At 31.3% G+C, this 22,163-nt stretch carries 19 protein-coding genes; 6 read left to right on the top strand and 13 right to left on the bottom strand.

What is annotated here, in order from left to right:
* Positions 1 to 4: 4 nt before the first annotated feature.
* A complete protein-coding gene (locus V1T75_RS14405) occupies positions 5 to 274 on the top strand; it encodes a hypothetical protein (RefSeq protein ID WP_047789511.1) in 270 nt (89 codons plus the stop codon).
* Here the strand turns inward: V1T75_RS14405 and V1T75_RS14410 are convergent, their stop codons facing one another.
* The 10 genes from V1T75_RS14410 to V1T75_RS14455 all read right to left on the bottom strand — a co-directional run bounded on the left by V1T75_RS14410 (position 275) and on the right by V1T75_RS14455 (position 13,134).
* Entirely contained in the window at positions 275 to 1,018 is a 744-nt protein-coding gene (locus V1T75_RS14410; protein WP_330489201.1) for a LytR/AlgR family response regulator transcription factor, read from the bottom strand.
* A 3-nt stretch (positions 1,019 to 1,021) separates the two neighbouring features.
* The gene (locus tag V1T75_RS14415) at positions 1,022 to 2,536 is read right to left on the bottom strand and encodes a tetratricopeptide repeat-containing sensor histidine kinase (RefSeq protein WP_330489202.1); all 1,515 of its coding nucleotides are present in this window, start codon (positions 2,534 to 2,536) and stop codon (positions 1,022 to 1,024) included.
* A 200-nt stretch (positions 2,537 to 2,736) separates the two neighbouring features.
* Positions 2,737 to 3,246, bottom strand: coding sequence for a hypothetical protein (locus tag V1T75_RS14420; RefSeq protein WP_330489203.1), 510 nt, complete (start codon positions 3,244 to 3,246; stop codon positions 2,737 to 2,739).
* Between the two features lie 169 nt (positions 3,247 to 3,415).
* Positions 3,416 to 5,881, bottom strand: a complete 2,466-nt coding sequence (locus V1T75_RS14425) for a TonB-dependent receptor family protein (RefSeq protein WP_330489204.1) — start codon at positions 5,879 to 5,881, stop codon at positions 3,416 to 3,418.
* Positions 5,871 to 7,235 (bottom strand): HTTM domain-containing protein, encoded by a 1,365-nt coding sequence (locus tag V1T75_RS14430; protein WP_330489243.1) that lies wholly within the window; start codon positions 7,233 to 7,235, stop codon positions 5,871 to 5,873. The genes V1T75_RS14425 and V1T75_RS14430 overlap by 11 nt, the downstream gene beginning before the upstream one ends.
* A 99-nt stretch (positions 7,236 to 7,334) precedes the next feature.
* On the bottom strand, positions 7,335 to 8,438 hold the full coding sequence (locus V1T75_RS14435) for an imelysin family protein (protein ID WP_330489205.1): 1,104 nt from the start codon (positions 8,436 to 8,438) through the stop codon (positions 7,335 to 7,337).
* A 98-nt stretch (positions 8,439 to 8,536) separates the two neighbouring features.
* Positions 8,537 to 9,736 (bottom strand): DUF4856 domain-containing protein, encoded by a 1,200-nt coding sequence (locus V1T75_RS14440; RefSeq protein ID WP_330489206.1) that lies wholly within the window; start codon positions 9,734 to 9,736, stop codon positions 8,537 to 8,539.
* A 111-nt stretch (positions 9,737 to 9,847) separates the two neighbouring features.
* Positions 9,848 to 11,413, bottom strand: coding sequence for a bifunctional metallophosphatase/5'-nucleotidase (locus V1T75_RS14445; RefSeq protein ID WP_330489207.1), 1,566 nt, complete (start codon positions 11,411 to 11,413; stop codon positions 9,848 to 9,850).
* Between the two features lie 37 nt (positions 11,414 to 11,450).
* Entirely contained in the window at positions 11,451 to 12,272 is an 822-nt protein-coding gene (locus V1T75_RS14450; RefSeq protein ID WP_330489208.1) for a hypothetical protein, read from the bottom strand.
* A gap of 4 nt (positions 12,273 to 12,276) precedes the next feature.
* Positions 12,277 to 13,134 (bottom strand): hydroxymethylglutaryl-CoA lyase, encoded by an 858-nt coding sequence (locus V1T75_RS14455; protein ID WP_330489209.1) that lies wholly within the window; start codon positions 13,132 to 13,134, stop codon positions 12,277 to 12,279.
* Between the two features lie 202 nt (positions 13,135 to 13,336).
* Here V1T75_RS14455 and V1T75_RS14460 point away from each other — a divergent pair, with 202 nt between their 5' ends.
* From V1T75_RS14460 to V1T75_RS14470, 3 genes are read left to right on the top strand one after another with little or no spacing between them, the layout of a single operon-like run.
* The gene (locus V1T75_RS14460) at positions 13,337 to 13,912 is read left to right on the top strand and encodes an RNA polymerase sigma factor (protein WP_330489210.1); all 576 of its coding nucleotides are present in this window, start codon (positions 13,337 to 13,339) and stop codon (positions 13,910 to 13,912) included.
* Positions 13,902 to 14,432 carry a hypothetical protein gene (locus V1T75_RS14465; RefSeq protein ID WP_330489211.1) on the top strand — a complete coding sequence of 177 codons (531 nt, stop codon included), beginning with the start codon at positions 13,902 to 13,904 and terminating at the stop codon, positions 14,430 to 14,432. The genes V1T75_RS14460 and V1T75_RS14465 overlap by 11 nt, the downstream gene beginning before the upstream one ends.
* Positions 14,419 to 15,489, top strand: a complete 1,071-nt coding sequence (locus V1T75_RS14470) for a hypothetical protein (protein WP_330489212.1) — start codon at positions 14,419 to 14,421, stop codon at positions 15,487 to 15,489. The genes V1T75_RS14465 and V1T75_RS14470 overlap by 14 nt, the downstream gene beginning before the upstream one ends.
* On the opposite strand, the gene V1T75_RS16410 is transcribed toward V1T75_RS14470, so the two are convergent.
* Positions 15,452 to 16,144, bottom strand: coding sequence for a lysoplasmalogenase family protein (locus V1T75_RS16410; protein ID WP_443082051.1), 693 nt, complete (start codon positions 16,142 to 16,144; stop codon positions 15,452 to 15,454). The two genes, V1T75_RS14470 and V1T75_RS16410, sit on opposite strands and share 38 nt — an antisense overlap.
* A 23-nt stretch (positions 16,145 to 16,167) precedes the next feature.
* Here V1T75_RS16410 and V1T75_RS14475 point away from each other — a divergent pair, with 23 nt between their 5' ends.
* Together V1T75_RS14475 and V1T75_RS14480 are read left to right on the top strand one after the other, a co-directional pair.
* Complete coding sequence (locus V1T75_RS14475; protein ID WP_330489213.1) at positions 16,168 to 16,896, top strand: head GIN domain-containing protein; 729 nt, start codon at positions 16,168 to 16,170, stop codon at positions 16,894 to 16,896.
* Between the two features lie 188 nt (positions 16,897 to 17,084).
* The gene (locus tag V1T75_RS14480; RefSeq protein ID WP_330489214.1) at positions 17,085 to 17,756 is read left to right on the top strand and encodes a phosphatase PAP2 family protein; all 672 of its coding nucleotides are present in this window, start codon (positions 17,085 to 17,087) and stop codon (positions 17,754 to 17,756) included.
* On the opposite strand, the gene V1T75_RS14485 is transcribed toward V1T75_RS14480, so the two are convergent.
* Together V1T75_RS14485 and V1T75_RS14490 are read right to left on the bottom strand one after the other, a co-directional pair.
* Positions 17,753 to 19,291 (bottom strand): ArnT family glycosyltransferase, encoded by a 1,539-nt coding sequence (locus tag V1T75_RS14485; protein WP_330489215.1) that lies wholly within the window; start codon positions 19,289 to 19,291, stop codon positions 17,753 to 17,755. The genes V1T75_RS14480 and V1T75_RS14485 overlap by 4 nt on opposite strands.
* Before the next feature lie 145 nt (positions 19,292 to 19,436).
* A complete protein-coding gene (locus tag V1T75_RS14490; protein WP_330489216.1) occupies positions 19,437 to 22,076 on the bottom strand; it encodes a valine--tRNA ligase in 2,640 nt (879 codons plus the stop codon).
* Positions 22,077 to 22,163 lie beyond the last annotated feature (87 nt).

A 22,163-nucleotide genomic window follows, 5' to 3' on the forward strand; every position in this document is an offset into this window, starting at 1 on the left:
AATTATGAATTCTATAGATTGGAACAATATAGCGAAAGAAGCTGCTTCACAGACTGATGCCGAGTTTAACAAACAATTGGCTAGTTTAACTAATTTAAAACTTAGTGAAGTAGATGCTTTTATTAAGGAAAGTAAAATTACCAATGCAAATGCCATAAAAACACTTAAACTTATTGACGATGCTACTATTAGTAATAACGAAAAAGCCAAAGCTATTTCTAATATCGAAAATGGCTTTGGCTTTGTAATAAGTTTAGTTTCTAAGGTGGTATAACTACCTAAAAATTGTATTGTCTTTTATAAATGCTGTTTTATAACGTTCACTAAAAAGAATTTTTTCGTCATTCTCTAAGACAATAAGATTATCTTCAAAGTAAATTTCTTTGATTTTCTTTACGTTAACTAAGTAATTTCTATGCACTTGTCTAAAATCTGAATTAGATAGCATTTCTTTTAACTTAGTTAACGATAATTTTATAAGGTAATTTCCTGAGTCGCAAATTATGCTACAGTATTTTTCCTTTACTTCTACGTAGTTTATAGCAGCTACATCTACTTTAACTACACTCCTTTTTTTCTTTATGAATAAAAAAGATGGACTTATCACACCATTGTCTGATGCTAAACTAATACTGTTATTTTGCTGATAACACGACTCAATCGCCAACTCTAAAGAGAATAACAATTCTAGTTTGTTATAAGGTTTTAAAAGATATACTAACGGATTGGTTAGTTTTGCTTCATCAAAAATTTCTCTTCCTTGCATGCTTGTTAAGAATAAAAAGGGGATGTTAATTCCTTCTTTATTCAAACGGTGTGCTAACGAAATTCCGTCTGGTCTTCCGTTTATCATGATGTCTAAAATAATAACATCGAAAAAACGATTTCTTATCAGTTTTTCTGCTTCTACCGCATTTTTTGCTAACGATACCTCATAATCATTATCTTCCAAAAAAGAAGAAAGTTCTACTGCTTCTTCTTCTAAGTCTTCTAACAATAGTAATTGTAGTTTTTTCATAATTTATGCGCTTGCGTTGGGTAACAAAATTCGTATAGTTGTCCCCACTTCCAACTCACTATCTATGAGTAATTTTCCATTATTCTTTTTAATAAGTGTTTGACACAGTAACATTCCTAGCCCTACACCTTCTGATCTATTAATTTTGTCAATACTTAAATCTTCTAATCCTTTAATTTTTGCTAGTTTTTCTTCTGAAATTCCAAAACCTGTGTCTTTAATTTCAATTGTACTAAATTCTTCAGAGTCGTTATAGGTTTTTATTGCTATTGTACCGTTTTCTCCTGTGTATTTTAGTGCATTATCTAACAAATTTCTCAATACTATTTTTAGGGACTCTTTGTCTGCTTTTACTAAAATACTAGCTTCTAATATGGTCGTTAGTGCAATGTTTTTAGCTTCTGCAATCTCTTCAAAATTATAAACAGCTTGTTCTACCAATGGTTTTAAAGGATATTCTTCTGCTTTAAACGATAACTGATTGTTTTGCTCTAACGACCAATGTAATACATTGTTTAATAAATGACTTGTACTTTCAGTTAATGCAATAGCATTGTTGGTCGTTTCACTTACCGCTTCGTATTCTTTGTTTTTTAATTGTCGTTTTAGCTTTTCGTGTTGTCGCTTAATCGTATTTATTGGTGAACGTAAATCGTGAGATACTACAGAAAACAAATAATCTTTTGTTTTATTCGCTACGTTTAACGCCTCTTTTTGTTGAGTAATAAACTTATTTTTACTTTTTAACTCTCTATAAAAATAGCCTAAAAATCCGAGAAAAACTAATAATCCCGAAGCTCCAATTACTAAACTCTTTTGCACTACCGCTTGACGTTTTAGCTGTTCTTCTTGTAAAACGATTTCCTGTTGTTTTTGGGCTACGGCTAATTGTTTGTCTTTTTCTGTAAGTTCCCAAATTTTATCACGGTTCCAAATAGAATCTTTCCAACGACCGTATTCTATATAATAGTCTACACTTTTTTGGTAGTTTTTTCTATTCTTCTCTACAACTGCCATATTTTGAGCAGTATATTGCTTAAGCTCAACATCGGAATATAATTTTGCTAATTCATACGCTTCCTTAAAAAGCGGAATTGCTTCATTATCTAGGTATTGATTATAATATACATTTGCTAAATCTATTTTAGTCCTTATAATATTAAGGGTGTCTCCTGCACTTAATAAAGCTAACTCTTTGTCAAAATAATTTTTGGCTTTAGAGTATTTTCGTAAATGAATATATGAAAGAGCTAAGTTTCTAAATGCCACTTTCCTAATACTGTTTTTTGAAATAGAATCATTAGTTATCCATTTTTCAAAATTCAATACTGCCTCATCATATTTCTTACTATTTAAATATATATTTCCTAATAAATACAATTTAATTTGAGCATAATTATCATCATCAGATATTTCTAATACACTCGACAATGCTTTTTTATAGAATTTATTTACAAAAGCACTGTATCCATGAATACAGTTGAAAAAATCTTTTTCTTTATTCGTTTTCGTAATCATTAAAGCCCTATTACTATACGTGTAACACGAATCGTACTGCTTATTATTATAGAACTTTATAGCCTTACAAAAAACTTCATTATTAGATTCTTTACAAATTATATTTCCTCTTTCGAGCAAAAAATCAGATTTTTGGCAATAAACATTTACTCCTAAGTGGAGCACAAGAATTAGGAGTAAATAGTAATTATTTTTCAAAATTATTTTACTGTTGTTGTTGGTGGTGGTGGAGTAGATGGTACTGTTACTGTTCCTCTATCTGTTTCAGGATCATCATTTTCACTACGTACTAAAATCATATCTACAGAAGGAGTTCCTGCATCTAATTGATAGGCGAACTGCACATAATACAGATCGTATAAACTTGCTACTTCATCACAATTAAATTCTACTCTAAAATCTCTGCAACTTACGGTATCGTATCCTCCATCTTTATTTACAATTTGTGTAGATGTAACTCCATAGTAGTTTAAATAAACTTCGTTTCCTTGTAATTGCAATCCATTGGTATTTTCTACTGGATTTAATGTATTGTCTGGTAAATATGCTAAAACTGTTACGATATTAGGCGTTGCACTATTTCCAGATTCATCTCTAGACATGTTTACTAAAGGACCTGTAGGTACATTTTCTACATTAATATTGGTGTCAAATTTTCTAAAGTACTTTAACTCTAATGTAACTCCATTAACGTTTACTGGGTTTCCCATCTTCTATAATTTTTTAATTTGGTTATTTGGCTAAAATTACAATTATAAAAAGAAAAGAAAAAATAGTTTGTTAATAATTTATAGCAGTTATAGAGAAAATTATCTTTAGCAAAACTTCTCTTATTTCTACCGATTAAAAAAGGGAGAAACCGAAGCTTCTCCCTTTATTTTAAATTTTAAACTGTAATGTTATATACCAGTTTCTCGAAGCGGATGGTATAATACCTGGCCCTGGATATCCTGTTGCCCTACGGGTAAAGTATTTTTCGTCTAACAGATTATTTACTCCTGCTTCTAACTTGAAAATTTTGTATTTGTAAGAAGCTGAGAAGTCTAATACTCCATAAGCAGGAATTTCACCTACTACTCCACTTATTTTAGCGATACTAGAATTTGAATCTGCTATAACAGCATTCGATGCATCAGAAAATTGTTGTGTTAGGTAAGTATATTGTAAGCTTGATAATACGTTTTTATATCCAAACTTAACACCTGTTTTAAAGTTAAACTCTGGCACAAATTCTACTTTATTGCCTACGATTCCATTTGCTATTGAAGAGGTATACTCTGAGTTTGTATAGGAAGTATTTACAAAGTAATTAAAGTTATAATCACTATTGATATCAAACATCTTTTTTAGATTCAAATCAAAAAGACTCTCTACACCAAGAATCCTTGCATCTCCAATATTATCTCTTTCTGGTTTACCATCTGGTCTTGTATAAATACCTATTCTATCATTATAAAAAAGTCCAAAAACACTTACATCATATGATACTACTTTGTTAAAATCTCCCCTTACTCCTATATCGGCTGTAAATCCTTTTTCATCTGTAATATCTTCTGCTATTGCAAAAGCAGGATTTGCAGTACTGATATCTGCAAAGGTTACTGAACGATAGTTTTGTGAAACATTCCCGTAAAATTCTATTGAACTATTAGGTTTGTAGCTAGTTCCTACTCCTAATAATAAAAATGTACGTTCTTTGGTTTCTTCCTCGTCTCTTTCATTTCTATTTATCACATTTCCTGCAGCATCGGTGGTAATATCTGTTATGAATTCTTCTCTTTCGGTTTTTATATGTTCTAAACGAAAACCTGGAGTTAGCGACCATTGCTCATTTAAATAGAAAATATTTTCTCCAAACAATGCGATATTTAAGTTAGGAAATGTACTGTTTGATTGTCTTGGGTAATTTGGAAACTCTTCTGAGTAAATTTTAAAGTCAGCATCTGACAATTCAGATCCCGGGCCTTGCGCTGATGTGTTGTTTGCTTTATAAAACTTACTTCCTATTAAAAAAGTAGCTTTTTTATTGAATAACTCATATTCTGATAATAACCTAGCTTCAAATCCGAAGTTATTAAAATCTCCTTTTATAACTTGTCTTTCTCTTCCTGGGTCTTCATCACTAACTCTATTGGTTCTATATCCGACCGCATCTCTCGAAGCATTTAAACCAAAGAAATTAAACGTGAAATTTGTTTTATCTGAAAAACGATGAGCTAACTTAAGGTTGTACAAAAACCAATCTACTTGAAACCAGTTACGTTCACGATTGCTTTGAAAAGGATTTTCTGCAAACATTGCATCAGTTAATCCACCTGCTTGTTGAGCTACATATTTCAAATATGTTATTTCTGCTTCTAGTTTTGTTCTGTCTGAAATCTCATATCCGAAATGTGCAAAGGCATTTTTTGAATCGAATTCAGAATTTGGACGGAAACCATCTCCTTGCTTATAATTGTAATATCCGTAATAGCTAACTTTACCTTTGGTTCCTCCAACACTGGTAAAGTTGGTAAATAAGTTATTGCTTCCTAAGGTATTTCTAGTAATAATTTCTAATGGTTTGTTAGGATTTGGTTTCTTCATTATAAAGTTAACTAATCCTCCAAACTGCGTTCCATATTGTAACGAAGCTGCTCCTCTTACAATTTGAATTTCATCCAATGCTTCTGCTGGTGGTGTATAATAACTTTCTGGGTATCCTAATACATCTGCACTAATATCGTATCCGTTTTGACGTGTATTAAAATTAGATGTCCTGTTAGGATCTAACCCTCTACCTCCAATATTTAATTGTAAACCTGCATCGTCATTTTGAAAAATGTTTAATCCTGCTACTTGACTGTATAGCTGACGTGCATTATTAGAAGCTAACGCTGCTGTAGATTGATTTACTAAAACAACTTCGGTCTTTTTTCCTGCAAAAATGGCTGTTCCCTCCACATCTTTTAAGCGTTTTAACTCAAACACCTTTCTTCGTTGTGCTTTGATTTGTATTTCTGATAATTCCTCAGAAAAAGAGTTTAATTGAACATTTAATACAACGTCTTTTACAACAGTTACTTTAACTTCTTTTAATTGGTACTCTTCTACATAAAACAACAATTCTAATTGTTCTTTTTCAGTTGAAAATTGATAAAATCCTTTACTGTTTGTTTCCACTAACAATCTACCCGTTTTATTATATACTTTTACATTTTGCAACTTCATATTTATTTCAGAGGTTACCACTCCTGAAACTTTGTTTTGAGCAAAAGTTGAAGCTGTAAAAAATAATAATACACATACTAACTTTACTATATTTTGAGCTAATTGTGTGTGTTTGAACATGTATTTATAGTCCATAAATTTTAATTTTATCAGTAAAAGGTAATATCCAGTCTTTATGTTTAAAGCTTTCTTTTTCTTTATATAAATTTATCTTAGGATTTATATATGGTTGACTTAATCGTCCGTTTAATGCCACAAAACTCTCCACGTAGACTTCTATATTTTTATGACCGTCTTTTTTAAAATGGTCTCCTAAATAATGAGCATATTCCAAAATAAAATCGGGCTGAAAACTCATTTGTTTTTCTTGAAAAGAGGTTAAAAAATCAGCATTGTTTACATAAAAAAACTTCCCTGTTTCTCCATCTACAATTTTAAAGTTTGCATAGCCTGCTTTTTCTATTAGCATAACTCGCCACGAAAAACGAAAACCTTCTTCTGTCCAGAATAATTCTCCTGGATACAGTAAGTAACGCCATGGTAATAGAATTTGAAGTATAAAAAGAGTTCCTAAGATTGATAGGATGACTTTCTTTTGAAGTTTTGGATAGGTATATTCTTTAACTTGTTCAACTGTTTTTGATGAAATTGAGAACACTCGTTTTATAAATTGAATCATTTTCTCGTGCAAAGAGGCATCGAAAAAAATGAGTGTCGCAACAATCATTATAAAAGGAAACATGCCTATAGGAAATAAAACCCTAGTAAATACATGAAAAAACACAACCAAACTGAAAGCTAACAAACGTGTTCTTTTATACAATAATAAAAAGGGAATTGATAAATCATATAAAGCTCCACACCAACTCATCGCGTAGTGAAACCATTCTTGTTGCATTAAATTATTTCCTATAAATGGTAAATCATATTTTGACGGCAACCATATTTTTAAAGGTTGTGCTCTAAATAACCAATCGGAATTTAACTTTGCTAAACCTGCATAAAAGTATACAATTCCTAAAAGCAATTTTACACTATCTATTGTCCATTTTGGCACATTTGTATATTCTCTTTTTCTTAGGTAAGCATCTAAAGAAAAACGAGCGTTTGCTGGTAAAAAGATTAGTACAAAACTTAGGATGCTTATAAAGTAGTAATGGTTTAAATAGGTTGTTTTATCCATTAACTCTATATAGGTAAAGCTTAGAAAAAATGTTATAATGGCGAATCTATATTTAAACCCTAAAGCCACCAATGCTGCTGATACACTACTAATTATAAATAGTAAATATGTATAATTCCCAATAGGTTTCACCCATTCAAAACCGTAATATGAGAAGTGAAATGTAGGTTGTACATATAGTTTTTCTATCCAGCCATGATACCAAAATCGTAGGATACCAAAAAGCATCATAACCCCAAAAAAAACACGAAAAACAGCCAAAGGGGCTGAATTTGTTTGCTTTGAAAGGTAATTTTTAGAAATCATTTTTATGATATGCTTCACCTACAAAAAGTATGACTAAATAGTTATTTTAATAAAAGCTGCCTATATACATAGACAGCTTTGTTATTTTGTTTTCAGTGATTAATCTCCGTCGGCATCAACATAATCTACGCTAACATTAAAAGCCTGTAGCATATCTACTTTTAAATACACTACTACTTTTTGTAGCTCATCAAATGCTTTTGTCATTTGAGTATTATCTGTAGTTATTTGTTGGTAGAAATCATCGTTTAATGTACCTATTTGTGTTTCAGCTGTAGTAAACTGTGTATTTATTAAGTTTACTAAATCTCCTCTTTTTAAATACTCTAAATAACTTTTAAAACTAATTCCAGAACCTGCTCCATTAAAGTTATTTCCGTTAAAAAAGTCTTGCACAGCATTTAATGCTTCTAATGCTAATGCTTTTGATGCTACTCGATTGTAATATGCTTCAACTTTTTCAGGTAATGGTGTTGATGAAAAGTTTCCTGCTGGTATCCCGAATTTATTAGCTCTTAATCCTTTTTCATAATAAAAAATAAAATCGTTTACCAATTTATTTAATGATGAGCTAGCTGTATTATCTGTAGAAGCGACAAACTCATCTCTATAACTTCCTTTCCAATCGTTAAGAATTGTCGTTGTTAATCCGCTCATTTGAGCAATCACATCTGTTATATATTTTTTATAGTTCGCTGCATTTGCATCTGTTGTGTATTTTTCTAAAATAGCAGTATCGTTTGCTGCTACACCGTACAACAAATAATCTAACGCAGGAAACCCTTGCGCATCGTGATTATTAGAACTGTTTAAATCGTAGGTTCCGTTACTGATATTACTTTCAACGTCTGCAACTGTAAGTGGGTAAATATTAAAAAAGTTTACAAAACCTAATTCCTCAGCTTTACCTATGTTAAACATTTCTACATGTTGCCATGCTTTGTAAGCATTTAACCAAGCAGTACGTACTTCCGCTAAAGTTGTTGCATTTGGAGTATCGGTAAAAGCTGTAACTTTAGCTTTTAACGTAGTTAACTGACTATCAAACCCTTCAAAAGAAGGTGTGATTATATTATCTGCTAAATGTGTTAGCATTGCTCCTCTATCAAAGCCATCTGAGGGTGTTGGGTTATCTGAACTATCTGAACTACAAGCATAAACTACAACTGCAAGTAATAGGAAAGGTAAAAACTTTTTAATCATTTTTATTTCTATTTATTCTAAATAAAACTTTTGCAAATATAAAAAGTAGCTATGAAATCATAACTACTTTTTATAAGAATTCTTAAATTATTTGCTTGTTAGCTCCCTGCTTCTGTTACAGTGAAGCTAAATTTAGCAGCGATTGTTTCAGAAACAGTATCTAATGTTGCTGGTGTAGTATCTTCCCATAAACCATTTCCAGTTCCTAATAAGTCTTCTAATAATCCTTCTACTTCTGCTTTGGTAAAATATGCTTCTGTAGCATTGTTTTTACGAGTAAACTGTAAACTGTAGATAAATCCTAAACCTTCTGAAATAGCATGGAATGCTGCAGCTTTATCTGTTGCCCAGTTATTTTTACCTTGTTGTAAGTAATATACTCCTCTAATTGCAATTACGTTTGAAATTTTTTCACGAATGATTGCTGCTTGCTCATTACGAACCTCATAATTTTTAGCAACAATAGCAGCTCTTCCTAACTTGAATGCATTGTAAATATCATCTGCTATACCAGCAAAATCAGCATCTCCATTTACTTTTGCTAAATATTCGTTTAAAAACTTATCAGCTTCTAATACTGGTTCAGCTGGGTTAGCTTCGTTACCATATAAGTAGCCGTAAGCCTCATCCCACTTATGCTCCATTGTTGTATAACTTTTTCCTTCCTCAACAACATCATTATCGTTGTTAGTAACATTACTTCCTGCATCTAATACAGCTGTACCTAAGTAGTTATTTAACATTTGATCAACCATTAAACCTCCGATTAATGATTTTGCAAAAATTTGATTCAGCTCAACTCCTTTTCCATTAATGTATCTAGTAGATCCTCCTCCATTTTGTTGAAGTTTACCTGCTGTTCCTGCAACTGCATCAACATCCCAGTTTGGAAATACACCATCTACTTGCTCTTTTATCCAAGTATCAAATTGTGCTTTTATTGCATTCGCTTCTGTTGTGTTTGCAGAAAAGAAATCGGTAGATGCTGCTGTTTTACTACGTACATTTTTATTAGATGCGTTTAATGTTGCATCGGCAAAATCAGCCGCCCCTTCAGCATGTGCAAACATGTTATCCAAATCTGCTTCTGTTTTTACCGGGTTTTTAAGTTCAGTAATTAACTCAGTAGCCATTTTAATTCGGGTTGTTTGCCCAGAAAAACTTACTGTAGACTCATTATTTCTTTCAAATTTATAAGTAGCTGGTGCTTTTACTGAATTTACTGGTTCATCATCACTTGAACATGAAGTAAACACCAAAGCTGAAACAGCTATCATAGAAAGGATTCCTCTTTTCATTTTATTTAGATTAAGTTTTAATTAATTTTATTTGGCAAATTTATAGAAGAAATTCAACCTTGCAAATCTTATTAAGACTTATTTTAAATAATTTTTACTTTCTTACTCTTTTTATCTACTTGTTTTTCTAAAAAGGGTAACTACAGCCTTGCGTATATCGTATGCTATCTCTTCTTTTTTGGGTGTATAAACACTTAAAACTCCTTCACTTTTGTTTGAAAGCATGGGAATATCCAACCCTCTTAATAAGTAATTTGAGAAAGCAACTGTGTAAGTTTGGTTTTCTTGTAGTTTTCCATTTTTAAGCATCCATTCTCCATTAACTTTGTTAGCATTAAATCGTTGTAAATAAGCACCTGTTCCTGAAGATTTAACGCCAAAATCTAATACTTCCTTTAATAAACCTCCCTTTATCTTAACTTTTAAAATCTCACCTCCATAAGGCAATACTCTAAAAATATCTACCGCATTAACATCTCCAGATAAAACATCGTCTATTCGTACAGACCCACCATTTACTAAAGCACAGTCTACTTCATTATTATACGCTAAACTCATAGCTTCTGCAATGAGTTTGCCCATATTAGTTTGTACGGTTCTAATAGTACTTTCTCTAGCGTCTAAAGGTTCGATTGCTTTGTATATTACTTCATAAGGATTAGAAACTACTTCTTGAATTTTATCTTCTAAAATTACTTGCCACTTATCTACAACTTCTTTTACATTCCCATCAAAAGGGATTGATTTAGTAATTTCTTTTAACTCAGATTTAAAGTTAACTACTTTCGTTTTTGAATCGTATTCAAACCTGTGAATATAAGCTGTTTTAGCATTGGCATCTGCCTTTGTTATTGTTACTTCTCCTACCTTTGTATAGCTATTGGTATGCTCGTGTCCCCCCATTATTAAGGGTACATTTGGTAATAGCTTTGCTATTTCTTTATCCTGTGTAAGTGCTGCATGAGTTAATCCTAGTACAATATCAACTTGTTTTTTTATTTCGTTATAAGAACGTTGTATTTCTTTATACATATCACCATAATACACATAACTTTTGGGATTGGATGGAATACAAACGCTTATAAACCCTACTTTTAAAAGAGTTCCATCAGGGTTTTTAAACTCTTTTATAAAAGCATCTTTTAAGGGGTGTTTTTTACCGTCAACAACTTTGTGAAAATAAGAATGTTTACCGTCGACATTGTGCAATACATTGGCAGAAATCCAATCAAACTTACTCTCGTTCAAACGATCTTGTAGGTGTGAATAACTTAGGTCAAATTCGTGGTTTCCAAATGCTACAAGATCAAAATTCATAGCATTCATCACCTCTACCATTTGTTTCCCTCTTACTCTTTCACCATTATATTTCATCGTACCTAGTAAAGAAGGAGATAAAAAGTCTCCCGCCAATACCAACATAGTATTCTTATCTTCTTCTAAGAGCTGTTTATGCACCGTTTCAACTCTTGCCATTCCTCCATACATTCCTCCTTGAATTGGAGCTATTTCATATACATCATTTAACTGTAAGATGGTGAAATAAGTTTTATCTGCATCCTTTTTAAACTGATGTCTTGTTTCTGGAGTTGTTGAATTGTTTTTCTTTCGAGGAGAACCACAACTAACAACAATACAAGTTATTAAAAGTAGTAATAGGGTTTTAAATTGTTTCATTTGGCTTTTTTTAATAAGAAGACCAAATTTACAAATTCTAATGAAGATATTGACGCGTGTTCTGTCTTATCATTTTTCTGTAGGCTACCAGTTCAGGAAACTGATAAAAAAAGTTTATTTTTTTATGTGCTATGGTTCTAGGCTTCTTAATTTTAGGTCTTAATACAAAAGCAGTCCAACTTTCTACAATATCTTCTTCAGGACTTTCGGCAGCATAATCTGTAAGAAATTCTGTTCGGTTATTTAAATAGAGGTCATATAGCTTTTCTACACAGTTTGCTTCTGTATAATAATTTGCTTCAGTATAACAATATTTTCGTTGGATAACATCCCATCTGTTTAACAATGCTCCTTTCCAAAATATATTAACAAATCTATTGATATAGCTATTTTTATAGGCTTCTCCTTCGAGGGTTAAATATAATTCTCCTTCTTCTTGTTGCCTTTTATTGGTGGGTCTTATTTGGGTTCTGTTTAATGTTAGTAAATGTCCAAACTCATGTACTAAAGTATATACAGATTCATGCAACCTTCTTTTATCTTTCGTTTCAAAATTAACATCTCTTATGTCTATTTCTAATTGCCATTTGTCGTTTTTTGAACTCAGTGCAACTAAGGCTCCTGTTTTTTCATCTACGCCATCCGTCATCAAAACAATACGTTTTATATATTGCTGAGTCAGTTCTTTTGGAAAGATTCTATTGAACTCACTCCAATAATAAGCTGCCAAATCATCACTTACAGACTGATTTTTAATTATTTTACTTCCACTCACATCCCACACTCCTATTCTTTCACTATCTACAGATTGAGAAAAGGCAGAAAAAAAGATAAAAAGAAAAACAATAGTTAATTTCATTACTTTAAAAAACTTCTAGTGCCTTATTATAAGCACTTTCAAAACTCATCGGTTTAATATTGGTTGCTACTTTGTTTGCTGTAAAATAAGACAGTAACTTTTCAGTTGGCATATTACCTGTTAACTCATCTTTTGCCATCGGACACCCTCCATACCCTTTTATTGCTCCATCAAAACGTCGACAACCTGCTTTAAAAGCACTATCTACTTTTTCATGCCACTTGGCGGGTGTTGTATGTAAATGAGCTCCGAATTCAATTTGGGGATAACTAGGTATTAAGTTTGAAAATAGGTAGTCTATATCTTCAGGTGTTGAGCTCCCAATTGTGTCTGACAAAGATAAGATTTTAACCCCAAACGACGAAAGTTTCTCCGTCCATTCTCCTACTATTTCAACATTCCAAGGGTCTCCATACGGATTTCCAAACCCCATTGATAAATAAGCTACGACTTCTTTATTCGTTCTATTTGCAATGGCTAATACTTCTTTTAAAGTATCTATAGACTGATCTATCGTTTTGTGCGTATTACGCATTTGAAAATTTTCGGATATCGAAAAAGGATAGCCTAAATAATCTATCTCTTCAAACTGAGACGCATCATTTGCTCCTCGTACATTTGCTACAATTGCTAAAAGTTTACTTTTAGTGGTAGATAAATCCAACTTCGATAAAACTTCAGCTGTATCTCTCATCTGTGGAATGGCCTTTGGCGACACAAAGCTTCCAAAATCAATCGTATCAAATCCTACTTTTAACAGCGAATTGATGTATTTAGCCTTTGCCTCCGTGGCAATAAAATGGCTTTTAATTCCTTGCATTGCATCCCTTGGACACTCAATAATTTTAACACTGTTAACCATTGTGTCAAATATACATATTTTGATTCATTTTTTTTACCCATCACGGCCTGCTCTATTTCTGCAAAAAACAAAAATCGCAATCAATTAATTATCAGTAAAATACCTAAAACTAACTATTAAATTTTAAAAAACATTTTTTATTTTTTTATTTTTATGCTTGCCAACTGTCACAATTTAAAAGTTAAATTGTCTCTAGTATAGAATGATTTCATTGGAGTCGCAACAAACACATATCAACCAACTAATCGAACGCTGTAAAAAGAGCGATAATACTGCACAAATGCAGGTGTATCAAAGCTATTACAAAGCTATGTACAATACATCGTATCGTATTTTAAAAGATGCGTTCGAGGCAGAAGATTTAATTCAAGAAGCATTTTTAACTGCTTTTACAAAATTAGATACTTTTAAAGGTGAAGTTACTTTTGGTGCTTGGTTAAAAAGAATAGTTATTAATAAAAGTTTAACCCAGTTAAAAAAAAATACTCGATATGATGAAGTACGAATGGATTTGGTACCTGATTATGAAATTGAAGATATTGAAATAGATTATAGTTCTTTGGAAGTTAAAAGAGTTATAAACTGTTTACAACAATTAAAGGACAATTACAGAATTGTATTGACCTTACATCTAATTGAAGGTTATGATTATGAAGAAATCGCTCAAATCTTAAATTACACTAATGAAAATGTACGAACAACAATATCTAGAGCAAAAAAGAAGTTAAAACAAGTATTCGTAAGTAATACACATAAAACACAAGTATATGGAGGATAAACTACATCTGTTTTTTCAGGAAAATGATTTTGATGTTTTTGAACCTCATCAAGGGCATTTAAATCGCTTTCAACGAAAACTAGAATCGTCAAAACGAGCTAAAAAACCATCTTATTTTTGGATGAGTATAGCAGCGTCAGTAGTACTAGTTATAGGGTTTTATCTTGGTAGTTACCAACAAAAAAACACCTACGACTTAGCCGATATTTCGCCCAAGATGGCAGAAGCTCAAAACTTTTTTGTTACAACCATAAATCAAGAGTTAAAAGAAGTTGAACAATATAGAAGTTTAGAAACTGAAATACTTATAGAAGATTCTTTAAATCAAATTGAAGAATTGGAAGATCAGTACCAAACGCTCGAAAAAGAACTATCTAAAAGAGAAAATAAACATCAAATTATCAGAGAAATGATACAAAATTATCAACAACGATTAGATGTATTAGAAAAACTTCTTTTACGATTAGAATTACAACAAAACCCCGCAAAATTAGAAATATTAGAAGATGAAATTATATAAACTACTTTTCCTATTCCTTTTCATTCCTACACTTTTAGTAGCTAATGATAAAAAACACGAAAAAAGTAAGAGCATTCGTAAAACTTTTTCTGTTCATAAAAATGCAACCCTATACATTAGTAATAAATACGGCAATGTAAATGTTGTGACTTGGGACAAAAACACCATAGAAATTGACGTCAAAATAACTGTTAAAGGCAGTGACTTATCTAATGTTGAACGTAAATTAAAAGCTATAGATGTTCAATTTGAAGCGACTCCTAGTTTGGTAGAAGCCAGAACCATTATTGAGAAAACAAAATCTAGTTGGTCTTGGTGGGGCAACAATAACACAAACTATAAGATTAATTATTTTGTAAAGATGCCCATTACCAATAATGCTGATTTAAATAATAAGTACGGGAATATTGAACTAGATAAACTAGAAGGGAAATCTAACATTAATTGTGATTATGGTAAACTACAAATAGATCAACTCTTAAATGAAACTAACAACATTAATTTAGATTATTGTGGTGTTTCTGAAATTAACTTTATGAAATCGGGAAACTTAAGTGTTGACTACTCTAAGTTAACCGTTGTAAAATCAGAGAGCTTAAAAGTAAATGCCAATTATTCTACCATGAAAATTGGGACTGCAACCAATGTTGATTTTAATAGTGATTACGGAAGTATTTCTATAAATGATGCCTCAAACATTAATGGTAACTCTGATTACGCTAGTATAAAAATAGGAACTCTTAGAAAAAATTTAAAAATTGATACCGATTATGGCGGGGTAAGAGTTAGAAATATTGAAAAAGGTTTTGAAAGTATTGTTATCGATGGAAGTTATGCTGGAATTAAGCTTGGTACTAATAGTGATAACAACTTTAGTTTTACTGTTGATTTAGGCTATGCTGGGTTTGACTATCCTGATAACCATGTAACAATGTTTAAAAGCAGTAATAAGTCATCTAAAAAGTATTACGAAGGAACTTTTGGAACTAACAATTCTAATTCTAGTATCAGTATCAAATCTAGATACGGAGGCGTTTCTTTAAAATTAAATGATTAAAACCGCTTTTTTTCTTAATCATTGAAACACAAATTAAATAACGAGCAATGTAGTACACTATCGTATAGGCAATAACATAGTAAAGTTTGTAATCAACATATTTATTATACACTATTAAAAAATCGGCTGTAATAATGAGAAAGATCCCTAAGAAGAAAAACAAATTCTCTTTACTCATTTTATTTAAAAAATTAAAAAAAGTTATTCCAACTATAGTGGCATTTAAAAAACATATTATAAAAATTGAATACGAAAGTTCTTTTAAATAAGGTCTTAACAAATACGAAATGATTAAAAAAAGTATTAAGCCTGGTATAAGGTAGGCTAGCAACGTTTTGAGTTTTGTTTTATGCATCGCTTTTCTAGCTATGATTAAATATAAAACTCTATTTAACAATAAAAAAAAGACACCTCCTTTTATAAAGTCATCCTCAAAAATCAAAAGAGCATCCGATACAACAGAGCTCATTAGTATTAGTAAATACCAATAATTTATTTTTTGAGAAGAACTCAAGTATAAAAAAGACAAAAACTGTAGTGAAAAAATTTTAAAAATTAGCTCTGTAATAGGTTTATCAACATCAATAAAAAACAATGATAAAATACTTGCTACTATATAGGCTATACTAAAAGTTTTAAAACTAAACGACATCATATTAACGCTAAATATAACTAAAAATGAAAAAACAATTTACTACCATCGTTTTAATTCTCTTATCAATTACTGTTAATTCTCAAAGTTGGTGGGGCGCTAAAAAAATTAAAGGTAACGGAAATGTTATCACAGAAACTAGAAAAATTAATTCTTTTGATAAAGTGAACGTTGGAGGTTCCTTTGATGTTTATTTAACTGAGGGGACAGTAGGTAAACTTAGCATAGAAGGTGAAGAGAATATTTTAAAATATATTGAAACAGAAGTGAAAAATGGAAAGTTGAATATTAATTTTAAAGAAAACACCAACATTCATACCACCAAAAAATTAACCGTTACCGTTCCTTTTGAAGATATTGAATCGGTTGCTTTAGGGGGATCAGGAAATGTAATTGCAAAAAAACGTATCAAAGCTGACGAAGTTTCTTTTGCTTTAGGAGGATCAGGAAATATTGTTGCTAGTGTTGAAGCAAATACTATTAAAGCATCTATAGGAGGATCAGGGAATATTAAATTAAAAGGAAAAACTGACTATTTAAAATGTGCTATTGGAGGTTCTGGTAATATAAAAGGTTACGATTTAAAAACAAGTTCTTTAAAAGCTAGTATTGCTGGCTCTGGTGATATATTGACTACTGTTAGTAACAAAATTAAAGCTACTGTTGTAGGCTCTGGAAGCATTTATTATAAAGGAAACCCCTCTCAAATAGATAGCAACTCTCTAGGTTCAGGTGATGTGGTTGACAAAAACTAAACACTTTTAATTAGGTATGATAAAAAGTCCAGCGGATTTTTTATCATACCTAAGCTTTCAAGTTAAAAACCTAGATAATAATAACATAACATTTTTTACTTTTTAGTAAAGCAAATAAAAAAAACTCTTAACATTTTGGCAAAATAGGCTTTTTAATTTCACTACTGTGAATTTATAAAGACATAACAATGCTAAGTTACAAAGATGTTATTTACCTCCCTCAAAAAGTTGAACACGACAATCATGTTAACTTAATTTGGTTTTTTCTCAAAAGTAATATAATTATACTCACATCTATAGCTGTTCTATTTTTAGCTTTATATTTTTCTATTACCATCCCTAAAGGAGAATTATTAATTATTCTAAACAAACACCATACTAATTTTTTAGATATTTTTTTTAAATACATTACCTATTTAGGGGATGCTATAATTTATATTCCTTTGGCTATTTTAATTTTCTTTTTAAAACGAAAAAATCTCACGTATTTAATTTATTTATTACTAATACAAACAGGAATTTCTTGGGTATTGAAAAAAGTAATTTTTAAAGGAATGGCCAGACCCAAAGCATATTTTGACACAAATACTTTTGAGCTTTTACATAAAGTATCTGGTATTAATATTCACAGTTTAAACAGCTTTCCTTCAGGGCATACTTTAACAGCTTTTTCCTTAGCTTTCTTTTTTATTTTCTTTTTTAAGTTACACAAGTACGGGCAATTATTTTTGTTTGTTTTAGCTTGTTTTGCAGGACTATCAAGGGTATATCTTTTACAGCACTTTTTAATAGATATTTCATTTGGAGCATTTTTAGGGTTCCTAACCGCTGTTAGTGTTTTGCTAATAAAAAAAGCCTAAAACCCTAAAATTAATGTCGTAGGATTCTCAAACAAATCTTTTTCTCTGGCGACCTCTTTTAACCCTATGCTTTCTAATTGTAACTCGTTTTCTTTGCCTGCACGTGTAATAATTTTCCCTCCTTCTGGATGTTTCTCTATAAAATTTTGTAATTCTTCTAAACTTCTGTATACTGGTATTTCTTTTTCTAGCTTGAAAATAAATGCAGAGTTTACGATTTTGTAACCAGCTATCGCCTCATTTTTATCAAAAAAAGAAATTGTTTTTTGTACTGGGTTTTGTTTATCTACTATAGGAAAAACAATGTAAAAAAACACCAGAGCCATAATTAACCAACTACCATTTAAAATATTTATCCATCTATATTGGGTGTCTCTGTAAAAAAAAGCTACTATTGCCCCAATGCTTACAATAAAAAAGCTAAATCCTAATACATACAAATCATGAATAACTTTATCTTGTTTTATTCCAATTATAACTCCAATTGGTAAAACAACAGATAAAACTACTATAGCTATTACATACGGTTTTTTCTTTTCAACATTCAATAGTATTCCAGATAGTAACACAAACAGCCACGGATAAGCTGGTACTGTATAATTGGGTAGTTTGGTTCCTGAAATCATAAAAAAGAAAACGATGCTAGCCGAAACACAAAAACTAAACAAATAAAAGCTATTTTCTTTAATCATCTTTTTGACTAATTTGTAATTTCCAAAAAAGAAAAACCAAGGGATTAGTCCTAAAACAACAAAAGCAATTGTTAGTAAGAAGACTCCTCCATGCCCTTCCATTTCATTACTAAACCTGTCTATATTATGCTTTAAAAAGAAGCCTTCTGTAAACTTCCCATCAGTTGCCTTATGAACTGCATAAAACCAAGGAAAAGCGACTGCTAATGCCAAGGGGATTCCTACAAACGGATTTATACTCTTAATTACTTTCCATGTAAACTCCTTTTTTATTAATAGAAATACAAAAACCGATAAACTCATTAAAACCATTCCTACGGGGCCTTTTGACAAAAAAGAGCATCCCAACGAAAGGTAAAGAATCCACCACCATATTTTCTTATTGGTTTTATAAAACTCATAAAAACTACATCCAGCTAATGTGATAAAGAAAATGAAATACGGATCAGGCACGCTCCAATGCATTTGAATATTAAAATGTAGAGAAGCTATTAAAAGTAAACTCGCGTAAAACGCTTTTATATTCCCCAGGTGTTTTTTAGAAAAAAAATACACACACAAAACGGTTAACACCCCCATTATTGCTGAAAAAAACCTTGCTGCAAATGGGGTTACTCCAAAAATTTTATACGCCAATATCATAAAATAATAATGCAGTGGAGGCTTATCTGTACGTAAAATCCCATTATACGTAGGCACCACATACTCGCTATTCTCCATCATTTCTCTCGCACATACTGCATTTTTTGCTTCATCTAAAAAATAGATATCTGTACTAGAGATGCCAGCTGTAAAAACAACTGCTGAAATAATTAAAAGAATATAATGATTGGCATATTTCACCTTACAAATGTTTTTAAATTAAAACAAATGTAAATGTTCTTTTTTTAAGTAATTATTAAGCTTATGTTTCCTATTTCTCAACTAATTACCAATAAAAAACCGCTGTAATCATACAGCGGTTTTTTTATTATTCAATTTTATTTACTTATTGTAACGAAGACAAACTAGCTTTAATCGTTTCGATTTTTGCCAAGGTATCTGATTCTTTTTTACGTTCTAAAGCAATAACTTGCTCTGGTGCATTGCTTACAAATCGCTCGTTAGACAATTTCTTTTGAATTCCAGTTAAAAAGCCTTCTGCTCTTTTTAACTCTGCATTTAACTTTGTAATTTCTGCTGCTACATCAATCGTATCTAATGAAATTGGCACAAAATATTCATTTGATTTTACACGGAAAGATGCTGCTCCTTCTACCTTATCGGTAACATAGTTAATTGCTGAAGCGTTGGTTAACTTCTGAATTACTGCATCAAACGCTTTTGTAACGTTTTCGTTATTTACAATAGATAATTCAATTGCATCTTTAAACGAAATATTTTTGTTTTTTCTAATTGTTCTAATTCCAGAAACAACCCCTGTAGCAAACTCAAAATTCGTTATCAATTCTTCATTTGTTTCTCCTACTGTTGGATATTTAGCTATAATCAATGCATCTTCAGGAGTTCTTTCTGTAATGTGCTGCCAAATTTCCTCTGTTAAGAAAGGCATAAATGGGTGTAATACTTTTAAGTTATTTTCTAATACTTCTATTACAGCTTTATATGTTTTTGCGTCGATTGGTTGTTGGTATCCTGGCTTTACAATTTCTAATAACCATGATGAAAAATCATCGGTAATTAATTTATAAATAGCCATTAACGCATCTGATAAACGGTACTTACTAAAGTGGTCTTCTATTTCTAATAATACTTTATTAAACTTCGCTTCATACCAAGCTAATCCTATTTTAGCTGTTTCTGGTTGCGCTAAACTTTCATCTATTTCCCAACCTTTAATTAAACGAAAAGTATTCCAAATTTTATTAGCAAATCCTTTTCCTTGTTGGCATAAATCTTCATCAAACAATAAATCATTTCCTGCTGCAGCACTTAGTAACAACCCTACACGAACCCCATCTGCACCAAAATCTTCAATTAATTTTAAGGCGTCTGGTGAATTTCCTAGAGATTTACTCATTTTTCTACGTTGCTTATCACGTACCAATCCTGTTAAATATACGTTTTCAAACGGACGTTTATCTTTGTACTCATATCCAGCAATAATCATACGAGCTACCCAGAAAAATAAAATATCTGGTCCAGTTACCAAATCATTGGTTGGATAGTAGTATTTGATTTCTTCATTTTCAGGATTACGAATTCCATCAAAAACACTCATGGGCCATAACCAAGAAGAAAACCACGTGTCTAACGCATCAGGATCTTGTTGTAAGTCTGACGCAGATAATGAAGAGTTCCCTGTTTTTTCTTGAGTTAATTTTACTGCTTCTTCTATAGTTTCAGCAACTACAAAATCTTCTTTCCCATCGCCATAATAAAATGCTGGAATTTGTTGTCCCCACCATAACTGACGTGATATATTCCAATCTCGGATATTTTCCATCCAGTGACGGTACGTATTTTCAAACTTTTTAGGGAATAACTTCACCTCTCTATCTTCTCCTAATACAGCTTCAATAGCTGGCTTTACCAACTCTTCCATTTTCAAGAACCATTGATCTGATAATCTTGGTTCAATTACTGCTTTGGTTCTTTCTGAAGTTCCTACTTTATTTACGTGTACTTCAGTTTTCACTAAAAATCCTTTTTCTTCTAGTTCTTTAGATATTTCCTTACGAACTACAAAACGATCTTTACCTTCATAATGCAATCCAAAAGAATTTAGGGTAGCATCTTCATTAAAAATATCAATTACCTCTAAGTTGTGCTTGTCTCCTAAAGTTTTATCATTTTCATCGTGTGCAGGAGTTACTTTTAAACACCCTGTACCAAATTCAACATCAACATATTCATCTTCGATAATTGGAATTTCTCTATTACAAAGAGGAACAATAGCTTTTTTCCCTTTTAAATGTGCAAAACGCTCATCGTTTGGATTGATACAAATAGCTGTATCTCCTAAAATGGTTTCAGGACGTGTAGTTGCTATGGTTACTTTTTCATCAGAACCTACTATAGCATACTGTAAATAATACAAATTACCTTGGCGTTCTTCATAAATCACCTCTTCATCAGAAAGCGTTGTCTTTGCTTCGGGATCCCAGTTCACCATACGATATCCACGGTAAATTAATCCTTTATTATATAGATCCACAAATACTTTGATTACCGATTCTGACAACGCAGGATCCATTGTAAATGCAGTACGCTCCCAATCACAAGAGGCTCCTAATTTCTTTAATTGATCTAAAATGATTCCTCCATACTCATTTTTCCACTCCCAGGCATGTGCTAAAAATTCTTCACGAGTTAAATCGTTTTTATCAATCCCTTGCTCTTTTAATTTTGCGACCACTTTTGCTTCTGTAGCAATTGAGGCATGATCGGTACCCGGAACCCAACACGCATTCTTTCCTTGCAATCGAGCTCTGCGAATTAATACATCTTGAATGGTATTATTTAACATATGTCCCATATGTAACACACCTGTGACATTTGGTGGAGGTATAACAATTGTATAGGGTTCGCGTTCGTCTACTTCTGAACGAAAATAATTGTGTTTCATCCAGTAATCGTACCATTTTCCTTCTACTTCTTTAGAATTATATTTTGATGGAATATTCATATGTTATGTGTATCTTTATGGTTAATAATTTAACACTTTTTAACCTTTGGCATTGTTTTTGAAATTCGATTAGCAAAAATACAACTA

The organism is Tenacibaculum sp. FZY0031, assembly GCF_036350695.1.
Lineage (GTDB): Bacteria > Bacteroidota > Bacteroidia > Flavobacteriales > Flavobacteriaceae > Polaribacter.

Bases quoted from the DNA above. Each gene is read 5' to 3' on its own strand.
- V1T75_RS14420 (WP_330489203.1), bottom strand. From the start codon at position 3,246: ATGGGAAACCCAGTAAACGTTAATGGAGTTACATTAGAGTTAAAGTAC.
- V1T75_RS14450 (WP_330489208.1), bottom strand. From the start codon at position 12,272: ATGAAATTAACTATTGTTTTTCTTTTTATCTTTTTTTCTGCCTTTTCT.
- V1T75_RS14415 (WP_330489202.1), bottom strand. From the start codon at position 2,536: ATGATTACGAAAACGAATAAAGAAAAAGATTTTTTCAACTGTATTCAT.
- V1T75_RS14480 (WP_330489214.1), top strand. From the start codon at position 17,085: ATGCTAAGTTACAAAGATGTTATTTACCTCCCTCAAAAAGTTGAACAC.
- V1T75_RS14405 (WP_047789511.1), top strand. From the start codon at position 5: ATGAATTCTATAGATTGGAACAATATAGCGAAAGAAGCTGCTTCACAG.
- V1T75_RS14440 (WP_330489206.1), bottom strand. From the start codon at position 9,736: ATGAAAAGAGGAATCCTTTCTATGATAGCTGTTTCAGCTTTGGTGTTT.
- V1T75_RS14435 (WP_330489205.1), bottom strand. From the start codon at position 8,438: ATGATTAAAAAGTTTTTACCTTTCCTATTACTTGCAGTTGTAGTTTAT.
- V1T75_RS14475 (WP_330489213.1), top strand. From the start codon at position 16,168: ATGAAAAAACAATTTACTACCATCGTTTTAATTCTCTTATCAATTACT.
- V1T75_RS14465 (WP_330489211.1), top strand. From the start codon at position 13,902: ATGGAGGATAAACTACATCTGTTTTTTCAGGAAAATGATTTTGATGTT.
- V1T75_RS14490 (WP_330489216.1), bottom strand. From the start codon at position 22,076: ATGAATATTCCATCAAAATATAATTCTAAAGAAGTAGAAGGAAAATGG.
- V1T75_RS14410 (WP_330489201.1), bottom strand. From the start codon at position 1,018: ATGAAAAAACTACAATTACTATTGTTAGAAGACTTAGAAGAAGAAGCA.
- V1T75_RS14430 (WP_330489243.1), bottom strand. From the start codon at position 7,235: ATGATTTCTAAAAATTACCTTTCAAAGCAAACAAATTCAGCCCCTTTG.
- V1T75_RS14455 (WP_330489209.1), bottom strand. From the start codon at position 13,134: ATGGTTAACAGTGTTAAAATTATTGAGTGTCCAAGGGATGCAATGCAA.
- V1T75_RS16410 (WP_443082051.1), bottom strand. From the start codon at position 16,144: ATGATGTCGTTTAGTTTTAAAACTTTTAGTATAGCCTATATAGTAGCA.
- V1T75_RS14460 (WP_330489210.1), top strand. From the start codon at position 13,337: ATGATTTCATTGGAGTCGCAACAAACACATATCAACCAACTAATCGAA.
- V1T75_RS14470 (WP_330489212.1), top strand. From the start codon at position 14,419: ATGAAATTATATAAACTACTTTTCCTATTCCTTTTCATTCCTACACTT.
- V1T75_RS14445 (WP_330489207.1), bottom strand. From the start codon at position 11,413: ATGAAACAATTTAAAACCCTATTACTACTTTTAATAACTTGTATTGTT.
- V1T75_RS14425 (WP_330489204.1), bottom strand. From the start codon at position 5,881: ATGGACTATAAATACATGTTCAAACACACACAATTAGCTCAAAATATA.